This window comes from Streptomyces sp. NPDC017448 (assembly GCF_044330565.1).
Classification (GTDB): Bacteria; Actinomycetota; Actinomycetes; order Streptomycetales; family Streptomycetaceae; genus Streptomyces.
Genome location: NZ_JBIRLM010000009.1, coordinates 231,288 through 243,717 on the forward strand (window position 1 = coordinate 231,288; position 12,430 = coordinate 243,717).

Below are 12,430 nucleotides of genomic sequence, written 5' to 3' on the forward strand. Positions count from 1 at the left end.
GCCGTCGCGGCTTCAGGGTTCGCCGGGGTGCGGGGGCGGTCCGGGCCGGGCCGCCGCACGCGGACCGGGCCCGCGGGGCTCACGCCCCGCGGGGAGGGCGCGGGCTCACGCCCCGCCCGGGCCTCCGGAGCCTTCGCCGAGCTGGGAGATCCAGTCGGTGACCGTGCCGATCGCGTCGCCGATGGCCTCCCAGTAGCCCTTGCCCTGGGCGACCCAGTCCTGGAGCGGGGTCAGCTCCCAGATGAGCCAGCCGGCGACGAACAGGAGCACCACGGTGAACAGGCAGCCCTTGAGGCAGCCGAGGCCGGGGATGCGCATCGGGTTGGCGCTGCGCTGCCTCGGCGGACGGGGCTCGCGCGGCGGTCGCGGAGCCGGCGGCTGCGGCTGCTGGGGCTGGGGTGCGTACTGCTGCTGCCGCTGGGGCTGGGGCGGCTGCTGGTAGCGCTGCGGCTGAGGCTGCTGGTGCTGTCGCTGCGGCGGGTACTGCTGGGGCGGCGGCTGGCGGCGCTGCGGCTGCTGCGGCTGCTGCGGCTGCTGCGGCTGCTGGCGCTGGGGGCGGCGGCGCAGCGGGTCCTGGCTCGGGTCCAGGTACTGCACCTGGGTCTGCTCGTTGCGGTCGCGGGCCGCCTGGAGCTGCGACTGCCAGGGGTGCGGCCCGTCCGGCTGCGGCGGCCCGTCCGGGCGCTGCGGGACGGGCGGCAGGACGGCGGTCGGGTCGGCGTTGGGCCCCTGGCCCGGGCCGCCCCGGCCGCCCTGGCCGGTCTGCGGGAGCACGCTGGTGGCGGCGGCCGGGTCGAAGGAGCCCGCGTTGCTGGGGAGCACCTGCGTGGGGTCGGCCGCGCCCGGGGTGTCGGGGACGGCGGTGGGCGCCGGGTCCGGGGCGAGCAGGGCGCCCACGCCGTCGGCGGCGGCGATCTGGGCGGAGTTGGCGTGGACGCCGATGCCCGCGGCGACCGTACGCAGACCGCGGGCCAGGTTCTCGGCGCTGGGCCGCCGGTCCGGGTCCTTGCTCAGGCAGCGCTCTATGACCGTCCACAGCGGCGCGGGGACGGTGGAGGGCCGGCGGGGCTCCTCGCTGAGGTGCTGGTGCAGGACCTCCAGGGCGGTGGCCCCGGCGAACGGCGGGCGACCGGTGACCAGCTCGTACAGCAGGATGCCGGCGCCGTAGATGTCGACGGCGGAGGTCTGCGGGCGGCCCTCGGCGGACTCCGGCGCCACGTAGGCGGGCGTGCCGACGAACTCGTGGGTCCGGGTCAGCCCCGGGGAGTCGGCCAGGCGCGCGATGCCGAAGTCGGTGAGCATCGGGGTCATGCCGCCGTCGCGCTCGTCGAGCAGCACGTTGGCCGGCTTGAGGTCGCGGTGGACGACGCCGTCGGCGTGGCTGGCGGCGAGCGCGTCCGCGATCTGCGCGGTGAGCAGGGCTGCGGCGACCGGGGTGAGCGGGCCGTTCCGGCGGAGGTAGCGGTGCAGGTCGGGACCGTCGACCAGGTCCATCACCAGGGCGAGGAGGTCGCCCTCGACGACCAGGTCGCGGGTGCGCACGATGTTGGGGTGGGTGAGCCGCAGCAGGACGGAGCGCTCCCTCAGGAACCGCATCACCACGTCCGGGTCGTTGGCCAGCTCCTCCTTGAGGACCTTGATGGCCACGGTCTCGCCGGGCTGTCCCGCGACGGCCGCCTCGGCGCCTGCGGTCTCCCGCTGGCGGGCTCGCCAGACGGTGCCCGTGGCGCCGCGTCCCAGCGGCTCCTCGAGCAGGTACTTGCTGCCTACCGGCCGCACGTCATGCGCTCCCTGCTGATCGTGGTGCTCACGCCCCTCCGGGGCCCGAATGCTCCGGCCCACTGTAATGCCGCCGAACGGGGCGCAGGGGGCTCACGTTTCGGGGGAAGACGCGCAGACCGGGTCGAAGGTTGCCGCACGGACGGCCGGGGAGCGGGCGAGCGTTCGATCGCGTGTGCGGGTTTCCGCCCGGAACATGGCCGCTTACCCCCGGGAGGCCCCTCCAAGCAGCGGAATCCGGACGCAAGCAGGCAGTTTTGCGCCCACAGCCGACCATTCAAGATCATTTGGAGGCGACCGCCGGGCGTGTTGTCAGTGGCAGGTGCGAGGATGCCTGCAGCACGGATCTGCGGACGCGGAGTCCCGCGGTCCGTGACGACCTGTACGGACGACGTGTCCGTGCCGGGTGGGGGGAGTCACAGGGCGTTTCCCCTGCCGGGCACCCTCGCGCAGAAGGGACCGCTGACGGCGATGCAGATCCGGCTGACCGTCCTCGCGCCGCGCAGCGGCCAGACCCCGGCGCGCACCTGCGACGTGCTCGTCACCGCCCCCGCCGGGACGGCGCTGGCCGCCGTCGCCTCACAGCTGGCCGCCGCCGTGTCGGGCCCCGAGAGCTCCCAGGGCGGCGGGGCCGTCGTGCTCTTCGCCGGGCGGGAGCGGCTGGACGGGCACCGCATCGCGCTGGGCGAACCGCCCCTGGTGGACGGCGCGGTCCTCTCGCTCCAGGCCCCCGGGGACGACGAGGCGACGGACGACGCGGTTCCGGCCCAGCTCCACGTGGTGGCGGGGCCGGACGCGGGCGGGGTCCACCTGCTGCACGGCGGCCGGATCCGGATCGGCCGCTCCGCGGACGCGGACGTCCCCCTCGACGACCCGGACGTCTCCCGGCTGCACTGCGCGGTGACGGTCTCCGACGACGGCCGGGTCTCGGTCGCCGACCTCGGCTCGACGAACGGCACCTCGCTGGACGGCGTCGAGGTGCGCGAGCGGCCGGTCCGCCTCGCCCCCGGCGCGCTGCTGCGGCTCGGCGAGTCCGCCCTCCGCCTCGCCCCGGGCTCCCGGCCGCCGAGGCTGACCACCGCCCCGGACGGCGAGGGGCACCTGCGGGTGACCCGCGCCGAGCTGGACCGCTCCGCCGGTACGCCCTCCGGGCCGGACGCCGCCGAGCAGGGGGGCTTCGGACACGCCGCGTCCTCGTCGGCGCCCCCGTTCTCCGCCGCCTCCCCCGCCCCGTCCCGCGCCTCCGCCGTTCCGGCCCCGGAGGGGGCCGGCGCGTACGACGCGGAGTCCTGGCCGGAGCGGGCGGAGTCCGGGGCGGGCGGCGGGGGCGCGGAGTCCGGCGCCCGTGCCGGGGGCGAGCGGCCCGCCGCGCCCCCCGCACCCCGGCGCGGCATAGGGGCCTGGGCGAGGCGGTTCAAGGGCGGCGCGAAGGGCGAGCGGGCGTCGGGCCCCGAACCGGACGCCGACGGCTCGGCCGCCGCCCCGGACGCGTACGCCGCCTGGCACGCCCAGGGCGATCCGACGCCGGCCGCCGGATCGCCGGGGTACGGCTTCGCGTCGGGCCCCCCCGGCTCCCCCAGCGGCTTCGACGACGCCTCGGGCGGCCCTTCGGGGGCCGGACACCTCGCCTCCCCGGCCTCCCCCGGCTCTCCTTTCTCCGCCCGGCCGTCCGCCCCCGAGGGCACCTGGCCCGACCCGGCCGCCGTGCTGCTGACCGCGCTCGGCCCCGGGCCCCGGCTCTGGGAGCGCCGCCCGGACCATCCCGAGGCGCTGGTGGTGCGGCTCGGCACCACGGACCGGGCCGAGGTGCCCGCCGTGCCGGTGACCGTGGGGCTGCGGGAGGCCGGTTCGCTCGGGCTCGCCGGTCCGCGCGCCCGGCTGGCGGGGCTGGCGCGTGCGACGGTGGCGCAGCTCGCCGCGCTGCACTCCCCCTTCGACCTGGAGATCGTCCTCATCAGCACGGACCGCTCCCGCCCGCTGGAGGAGCGGCGGCGCGAGTGGTCCTGGCTGGGGTGGCTGCCGCACCTGCGCCCGACGCACGGCCAGGACTGCCGTCTCCTCCTCGCCTACGAGCGTGAGCAGGCGGAGGCCCGTACGGCGGAGCTGGTGCGCCGCCTCGACGAGGGCCCCCTCGGCCCGGGCTGGCCGCATCTGGACCGGGCCTCCCTGACCGAGGCCGCCCGCGCCCACACGGGGCCGCACACGGTGGTCGTCCTGGACGGCGACCCCGGCACGGCGTTCCTGCGCGAGACCACGGCGCGGCTGGCCGGGGCGGGTGCGGCGGCCGGTGTCCACCTGATCTGCCTGGCCGAGACCCCGGCCGCCTCCCCCACCTCCCCGGTGGCCGCGACCTACGAGGCGGCCTGCCGGGCGTCCATAGCCTTCCGGGAGTGCGGGGCGGTCGCCCTGCTGAGCGGGGACGTCGCCACGGCGCTGCGCCTGCTGCGCACGGCGGGCGGCCAGGCCGCGGGGCACGGCACGGTGGCGGCGGTGGACGCGGTGTCGGCGGCCTGGGCCGAGCGGTTCGGGCGGGCTCTGGCACCCCTGCGCGAGGAGGGTTCGGCCGCGCTGGCGGGCCGCCCGACGACGGCGGCACTGCCGCCGTCCGCCCGGTTGCTGGACGAGCTGGGCCTGGCCCGCGCCACACCGGCCTCCCTGATGGCCCGCTGGGCGTCCACGGCGGAGGCCCGGCCCGGCGCCCCTGCGCCCCGGGTCGCGGCGACCCCGCCCCGCTCGGAGCCGGACGGCCCGAACTCCGGGCGCACCCTCAGCACGGGCCCGCGCGTCGGACCCCAGCGCACCGCCGTCTCCTCCCCGCACCACGGTTCCGGCCGCACGCCGTACCCGGCGGCGGGCGCCCCCGATCCGGACCGCACGCCGTACCCGCCGCTGGACGCACGCGACTCGGGGCGCACGCCGTACCCGCCCCTCGACTCCCGCGACTCGGGGCGCACCCCGTATCCGCCCCTCGACTCCCGGGACTCGGGCCGCGTGCCCCAGCTGGGCGCTCAGCGTTCCGCTTCGGGGCCGGGGGGCGGGCAGACCGGACAGGGGCGCGGCTCGGACTCCGCGGCGGCCGTCTCCCCCGGGGCGGCCGCCCCGGGCCGGGCCGCCGTACCCGGCGCCGCGCGGCCCGTGCTCGTGCTCGGCGCGGGGCCCCGGGGCCCCCTCAGCGTCGATCTCGCCGACGAGGGCCCGCACCTGCTGATCGAGGGCCCGCCGGGCAGCGGCCGTACCGAACTGCTCCGGGCCGTCGCCGCCTCGCTCGCCTCCGCGGCCCGGCCCGACCGGCTCGGCATCCTGCTGGTCGACGGTTCGGGTGGCGAGCAGGGCGACCGCGGCGAGGGTCTGCTCCCCTGTACGGAGCTGCCGCACGTCTTCGGCCACCTCATGGCGTACGACCCGGTCCGGATGCGGCAGTTCGCCCAGGCGCTGGGCGGGGAGCTGAAGCGGCGCGCGGAGCTGCTCGGCGACCTGGACTTCGCGACCTGGCACGAGCTGCACGCCCGGGAGGAGGGCCGGGCGGAGGTCTCCGGCCGCGTGGTGGGCCGGCGCCCGCCGTCCGGCGCCGAGCGCCTGGGCGACCTGGACTCCCCGCCCACCGGCACCCTGCGGCTGCGCCCGGCCGCCGCCCGGCCGGCCGACCCGGGCCCGTCCCCGCTGCCCCGCCTCGTCGTCCTCGCCGACGACTTCGACGCGCTGGTCGCCCCGGCGCTCGGCTCCCCCGGCCGGCCCGCCGCCGGCTCGGTGGTGCGGGCGCTGGAGGCCGTGGCCCGGGACGGCGGGCGGCTCGGCGTGCACCTGGTCGCCGCCTCCGCGCGCCCCGACCGCACCGAGGACACCGAGCTGGCCCGGGGCGCCCGGCTGCGCATCGTGCTGGACGCCCCGGTGCTGCCGCCCTCCCCGGACGAACCGGCGCCCGGCCGGGGGCGGTTGGGGCACCCGGACGGCCGGGTGACGCCGTTCCAAGGGGGCCGGGTCACCGGCCGCATCCCGCGCACGGCGACGCTGCGCCCCACCGTCGTACCCCTGGAGTGGGAGCGGATGGGCGACCCGCCGGCCCGGCGCCCGGTGCGGGAGCTGGGCAACGGGCCGACCGACCTGGCGCTGCTCGCCAGCGCGCTGGAGCGCGCGGCCCGCTCGGTGGACGCCGAACGCCTGCCCGCGCTCGTCCCGTTCACCCCCTGAGGCCGACCGCTCCTCGACCCCGGCCCGTCCACCCGGTGGCGGGCGCGCCTCCGCCCGCGCCCGACCCGTCCACCGCCCCGCCCGAACACCCGTCGGAGGGAGCTCCGCCCTCCGCGGGCACGGCTTCGGGAGGCCCGCTCCTACCCCTTCCCCCGCGGGCTTCCGACATGCCCTGACATGACGTCACGAGGCGATCACGATCGGCCCGTTGGCCCCTTCCGCGGTATTGCGGGGCCGGTGCGCCCGGCGTAGGACTGTGCGCACGGACGACGCGGTCCGGCCACGTCGACGGGGCCGGACCCGTACGGAAGAGACGGGGCAGGAATGAGCACAACCTTCTCGATACGCAGGGCCGCCCTCGTGTTCACGGCGGTCGGCGCTCTGGCGCTCACCGGCTGCGGAGGCGACGGCGACGGCAAGAAGAAGACGGACGAGGGCTCCGGCAAGGGCACGGACAGCGCGCCCACGGTGAGCCTGCCGAAACTGGACGGGGAGAACGTCTCCGTCGCCGCGGTCTGGACCGGGCCCGAGCAGGAGAACTTCACCAAGGTCCTGGACGAGTTCGAGAAGCGCACGGGCGCGAGCGTGACGTTCGTCCCGGCGCAGGACCCGATCATCAACTTCCTGGGGACCAAGATCGCGGGCCAGCAGCCGCCGGACGTGGCGATGATCCCGCAGGTGGGCGCCGTCCAGCAGGCGGCCGCGAAGAAGTGGGCCAAGCCGGTCGGCGCCGAGGCGAAGGCCCAGCTCGACAAGAACTACGCGAAGGTCTGGCAGGAGCTCGGCACGGTGGACGGCACCCAGTACGGGGTGTACTTCAAGGCCGCCAACAAGTCGCTGATCTGGTACAACGCCGCTGCGTTCGACAACGCCGGGGCGAGCGAGCCGAAGAGCTGGAAGGACTTCCTGACGACGGCGGAGACGATCTCCGCGTCGGGCGTCACCCCGGTCTCGGTGGGCGGGGCGGACGGCTGGACCCTCACCGACTGGTTCGAGAACATCTACCTCTCGCAGGCCGGCCCGGAGAAGTACGACCAGTTGGCGAAGCACGAGATCCCGTGGACCGACCCGTCCGTGAAGGACGCGCTGACCACGCTGGCCGAGCTGTTCGGCAGGCCGGAGCTGATCGCGGGCGGGGCGGACGGCGCGCTCCAGACGGAGTTCCCGGCATCGGTGACCCAGACCTTCACCGGGGGCGACCAGCCCAAGGGCGCGATGGTCTTCGAGGGCGACTTCGTCTCCATCAACATCGCGCAGACCGAGGCGAAGATCGGTACGGACGCCAAGGTCTTCCCCTTCCCGGCGGTCGGTGCGGACTCCCCCGTGGTGACCGGCGGCGACGCGGCGGTGGCGCTGAAGGAGACCAAGGGCGCGCAGGCGCTGCTGACCTGGCTGGCGTCGGCGGACGCGGCGAAGATCTGGGCCGAGGCGGGCGGGTTCATCTCCCCGAACAAGGGCCTGGACCTGAAGGCGTACCCGAACGACGTGCAGCGCACGATGGCGCAGGCGCTGATCGACGCGGGCGACGACGTCCGGTTCGACATGTCCGACCAGGCCCCGCAGTCGTTCGGCGGGACCCCCGGCAAGGGCGAGTGGAAGATCCTCCAGGACTTCCTGAAGAACCCGAAGGACATCGCGGGGACCCAGAAGCAGCTGGAGTCCGAAGCGGCCAAGGCGTACAAGAGCTGACGCCGTGACGACAGCGACCGCGGGGGGCGCCGGTGCGGCGCCTCCCGCCGACGAGACGAGTCCGCGCCCGTCCCCCGGACCGGAGAAGCCGGGCCGGGGCGTGACCGGCACCCGCAGGGTCATCGCGGCGGCGTTCCTGCTGCCCGCGCTGGTGCTGCTCGGGGCGCTGGTGGTCTATCCGATCTGCTACTCCGTCTACCGGTCCTTCTTCGACCAGGCCGGTACGGGGTTCGCCGGGTTCGACAACTACACCGCCCTCTTCACCGACGACACCATCCTCACGGCGGTGAGGAACAACGCGATCTGGGTGGTCTTCGCCCCCACGGTCGCCACCGCGCTGGGTCTGATCTTCGCGGTGCTGACCGAACGGATCCGCTGGGGCACCGCGTTCAAGCTGATCGTCTTCATGCCCATGGCGATCTCGATGCTGGCGGCGGGCATCATCTTCCGGCTGGTGTACGACCAGGCCCCCGAGCGGGGCGTCGCCAACGCGGTGGCGGTGGGCGTGCACGACACGTTCAACGCGTCCGCCGGCTTCCCGAAGGCCCGCCCGCTGCCCGTGCACCCCCTGGAGAAGGGCGGGGGCGGGACGTACGTGTCCAAGGAGCCGATCCGGGCGGACCGCCCGCTGCTGGTGCCGCTGGTGGGCGTGGCTCCGGCGAAGATGCCGGGCGACGCGCGGCCGGCCCAGGGCTCTCCGGCCGCCTCCGGGGACGGGATCTCCGGGACGGCCTGGCTGGACTTCACTCGGGGCGGGGGCGGGAAGCCGAACGTCGTCGACCCGAAGGAGCTGGGGCTCAAGGGCCTCACCGTCGAGGCGGTGAAGGACGGCAAGGTCGTCGCCTCGGCGACGGCGGGGGCGGACGGCGTGTTCACCCTGCCCGCCTCGGCGGAGGGGGCGCAGCTCCGGCTGCCCGCCGAGAACTTCCGCGAGCCCTACAACGGCGTGGACTGGCTCGGACCGTCCCTGGTGACGCCCGGGATCATCGGCAGCTACGTGTGGATGTGGGCCGGGTTCGCGATGGTGCTGATCGCGGCGGGGCTGGCCGGTCTGCCGCGCGAACTGCTGGAGGCGGCCCGGGTGGACGGGGCCAACGAGTGGCAGGTGTTCCGCCGGATCACGGTGCCGATGCTGGCGCCGGTGCTGGCGGTGGTCCTGGTGACGCTGATGATCAACGTGCTGAAGGTCTTCGACCTCGTGTTCATCATCGCGCCGGGCTCCTCCCAGGACGACGCGAACGTCCTGGCGCTCCAGCTGTACCGGTCCTCGTTCGGCACGGACGCGGATCTCGGGATCGGCAGCGCGATCGCGGTGCTCCTGCTGCTGCTGGTGATCCCGGTGATGCTGTTCAACATTCGGCGCATCCGGAAGGAGGGACGGCGATGAGCAGTGCACCGAAAGTGGACGCCGCGCGCATCGGCCGCCAGAGGGCGGGGGCCCCGGACGCCGGGCGGGCCGAGGCGCCCCGGGCCGGGCGGTCCCCCGCCGCGCGGATCGCCGCCAAGGCCGGCGGCGGGGTGCTGCGGGTCTTCCTGATCCTGGTCGCCCTCTTCTGGCTGATGCCCACCATCGGCCTGCTGCTGTCCTCGCTGCGCGGACCGCAGGACATCGCGGCGACCGGCTGGTGGAAGGTCTTCACCGCCCCGTCCGAGCTGACCTTCGACAACTACCAGCGGATCCTGGACAATTCGACGATCACCGGGTCGCTGTTCAGCACGGTCATGATCACCGTGCCGTCCACCCTGCTGGTGGTGGTGATCGGCTCCCTCGCCGGATACGCCTTCGCGTGGATGGAGTTCCCGGGCCGGGACTGGTGGTTCCTGCTGGTCGTCGGGTTGCTGGTGGTACCGGTGCAGGTGGCGCTGATCCCGGTCTCCGAGCTGTTCGGGACCATCGGGATCTTCGAGACGACGCTCGGGGTGGTGCTGTTCCACACGGCGTTCGGCCTGCCGTTCGCGATCTTCCTGCTGCGGAACTTCTTCGCGGAGATCCCCCGGGAACTCCTGGAGGCCGCCCGGCTCGACGGGGCGGGCGAGATCCGTCTCTTCACCCGGGTCGTGATGCCGCTGGGCGGCCCGGCGATCGCCTCGCTCGGGATCTTCCAGTTCCTGTGGGTGTGGAACGACATGCTGGTCGCCCTGATCTTCGCGGACTCCGGGGCGCCGCCGATCACCGTGGCACTCCAGCAGCAGGTACGCCAGTTCGGCAACAACATCGACGTGCTCGCACCCGGCGCGTTCGTGTCGATGGTGATCCCGCTGGTGGTGTTCTTCGCCTTCCAGCGGCAGTTCGTCTCCGGCGTGATGGCGGGCGCGGTCAAGTAGCGGGCGCCACCCGGCCGTACGCCGTCCGGTACGTACGCCCCCGGAACGCACAGATGTACGTCAACACGCGGCGGCCCGGTTCCCCGGAACCGGGCCGCTTCGGCGTCCGCGTCCCCCGATTGCCACGTCCGACGTAACCCTGTCATTCCATCCGACGTTTGCGCTCTGCCTGGTTTCCGCGAACGATCGACCCATGGATGTGTAGTGCCCCGGTTCTCCGTCATCGTGCCCGCGTTCCGGGTCCAGGCGTATCTGCACGCGTGTCTGGATTCGGTGCTGGCCCAGTCCTTCAAGGACTACGAGATCATCGTGGTCGACGACTGCTCCCCCGACGCCTGCGGGCCGATCGCCGACGAGTACGCCCGCCGGGACCCCCGCGTCACCGCGCTCCACCTGCCCCGCAACAGGGGGCTGGGACCGGCCCGCAACGCCGGACTGGACCGGGCTTCCGGCGACTACCTGATCTTCCTCGACGGCGACGACACCCTGCTGCCGGACGCGCTCCAGGCCATCGCCGACCGGATCGACGCGACCGACGAGCCCGACGTCCTGATGTACGACTACGCCCGTACGTACTGGACGGGCCGCAGCGTCCGCAACGTCCTGGGCGGCCTCCTCCACGAGACGGGCCCCGCCCGCTTCCGGCTCGCCGACCGCCCCGAGCTGCTGCGCCTCCTCATGGTCGTCTGGAACAAGGCGTACCGCCGCGCGTTCGTCGAGGCCGAGGGGTTCGCCTTCCCGCCCGGTTACTACGAGGACACCCCCTGGACCTACCCGGTGCTGATGTCGGCCGGGTCGATCGCGGTGCTCGACGCGGTCTGCGTCTCCTACCGGCAGCGGCGGCGCGGCAACATCCTCTCCACCACCAGCGAGAAGCACTTCGACGTCTTCGATCAGTACGACCGGGTCTTCGCGTTCATCGACGCGCGCCCCGAACTCGCCCGGTGGCGGCCGGTGATATTCCGGCGCATGCTGGACCACTTCACCGCCCTGTACGCCTCCCGGGACCGGCTGCCGCCCCACAGCCGCGCCGCGTTCTTCCGCCGGGCCACCGCCTCCTGCCGCCGCTACCGCACCCCCGGCGCCCCGGCCCCCCGCCGCGCGCTGCTGCGCCACGGGCTGCTGCGGCTCGGCGCTCGGCGCACCTATCAGGCCCTGTCGGGCGCCCAGCGCCTCGGCGGCCGGCTGCGCACGGGTGCGGCGGCCGCCCGCGGGGCGGTGCGGTCCGCGGCGCTGCGGGCGCACTACCGGATCCAGTCGCGGCTTCCGCTGCGCCCCCGGGACGCGGTGTTCACCGCCCGGAGCGGCCGGGGGTACACGGGCAGTCCCGCGGCGATCGAGGCGAAGGTCCGCGAGCTGGTCCCGGGGGTGCGGACGGCCTGGATCTGCCGGCCCGCCGACGCCCACACCGTGCCGACCGGCGCCCGGCACCTCGCGCCCGGCACGTTCGCCCACTGGACGGCGCTGGCCCGCTCGGCCTATCTGGTGAACGACGGCTCCTTCGACCGGGGGCTGGTCAAGCGGCGGGGCCAGACCGTGCTGCAGACGCACGAGGGCACGCCGCTGGGGACCGTGGGCGTCGACCTGCTGGACCGGCCCGCCGCCGCCGGGGGCACCGACTTCGAGGAGCTGCTGCGCTCGGCCGACACCTGGGACTTCTCCCTCTCGGCCAACCCGCACTCCACCCTCGTACGGGAGCGGGCCTATCCGTCCGCGTACACGACGCTGGAGTACGGCTCGCCGCGCAACGACGTGTACCACCGCACCGGTGCGGGCGAGGTGGCGCGGCTGCGGGAGACGCTGGGCGTCCCGGAGGGGGCGACCGCCCTGCTGTACGCCCCGGCTCCCCGCGACTACCGGCGGATCCAGCGGCCCGCCCTGGACCTGGAGCGGCTGCTGGGGTTGCTGGGCCCGCGGTTCGTGGTCCTGTCCCGGACGCCCCGCCCGGCGGACCCCGGGGGCCGCGCGCCGCACCCCCGGATCATCGACGTCGGCGCCCACCGGTCGGTGGAGACGCTGGCGCTCGCCTCGGACGCGCTGATCACCGACTACGCGTCGCTGATGTTCGACTACGTCAACCTGGACCGCCCGGTGGTGCTGCACCTCGACGACGTCGAGGCGTACGAGGCGGCCCGGGGCACGTACTTCGACATCACCGCCTTCCCGCCCGGCATCGTGGTCCGGAGCCAGGACGAGTTGGTCGACGTCTTCACCACGGACCACTGGCGCGGCGCCCACGCGGCGCAGTTGCGGGCCGCGTTCCGGGCCCGGTTCTGCCCGTACGACGACGGGTACGCCGCCGAGCGGGTGGTGCGGCGGGTCTTCCTCGGGGAGACGGACGGACTGCCGCTGCCGGTGCCGTACGCCGCCCGCCGGACGCCCGCGGCGCTGCCCGCGCAGGACGGGGCCGGGGCGGCGGTCCGGGGCTGAGGCCCCGGCCGCCCCCGCG

General features: G+C 75.1%; 6 protein-coding genes. 5 read left to right on the forward strand and 1 reads right to left on the reverse strand.

Annotated features, from left to right (window positions below):
- Positions 1 to 105: 105 nt before the first annotated feature.
- The gene (locus tag ACH4K1_RS17795; RefSeq protein ID WP_398090224.1) at positions 106 to 1,779 is read right to left on the reverse strand and encodes a serine/threonine-protein kinase; all 1,674 of its coding nucleotides are present in this window, start codon (positions 1,777 to 1,779) and stop codon (positions 106 to 108) included.
- Between the two features lie 471 nt (positions 1,780 to 2,250).
- Between ACH4K1_RS17795 and ACH4K1_RS17800 the strand changes: the two genes are divergently transcribed.
- From ACH4K1_RS17800 to ACH4K1_RS17820, 5 genes are all read left to right on the forward strand, one after another.
- On the forward strand, positions 2,251 to 5,967 hold the full coding sequence (locus ACH4K1_RS17800) for an FHA domain-containing protein (RefSeq protein ID WP_398090225.1): 3,717 nt from the start codon (positions 2,251 to 2,253) through the stop codon (positions 5,965 to 5,967).
- 324 nt (positions 5,968 to 6,291) lie between these two features.
- Entirely contained in the window at positions 6,292 to 7,656 is a 1,365-nt protein-coding gene (locus ACH4K1_RS17805; RefSeq protein WP_398090226.1) for an ABC transporter substrate-binding protein, read from the forward strand.
- Between the two features lie 100 nt (positions 7,657 to 7,756).
- Positions 7,757 to 9,043, forward strand: a complete 1,287-nt coding sequence (locus tag ACH4K1_RS17810; RefSeq protein ID WP_398090264.1) for a carbohydrate ABC transporter permease — start codon at positions 7,757 to 7,759, stop codon at positions 9,041 to 9,043.
- A complete protein-coding gene (locus ACH4K1_RS17815) occupies positions 9,040 to 9,981 on the forward strand; it encodes a carbohydrate ABC transporter permease (RefSeq protein ID WP_398090227.1) in 942 nt (313 codons plus the stop codon). The genes ACH4K1_RS17810 and ACH4K1_RS17815 overlap by 4 nt, the downstream gene beginning before the upstream one ends.
- Before the next feature lie 204 nt (positions 9,982 to 10,185).
- On the forward strand, positions 10,186 to 12,411 hold the full coding sequence (locus ACH4K1_RS17820; protein WP_398090228.1) for a CDP-glycerol glycerophosphotransferase family protein: 2,226 nt from the start codon (positions 10,186 to 10,188) through the stop codon (positions 12,409 to 12,411).
- Positions 12,412 to 12,430: the final 19 nt, after the last annotated feature.

Coding starts and splice junctions, on each gene's coding strand:
- ACH4K1_RS17815 (WP_398090227.1), top strand. CDS start 9,040: ATGAGCAGTGCACCGAAAGTGGACGCCGCGCGCATCGGCCGCCAGAGG.
- ACH4K1_RS17805 (WP_398090226.1), top strand. CDS start 6,292: ATGAGCACAACCTTCTCGATACGCAGGGCCGCCCTCGTGTTCACGGCG.
- ACH4K1_RS17800 (WP_398090225.1), top strand. CDS start 2,251: ATGCAGATCCGGCTGACCGTCCTCGCGCCGCGCAGCGGCCAGACCCCG.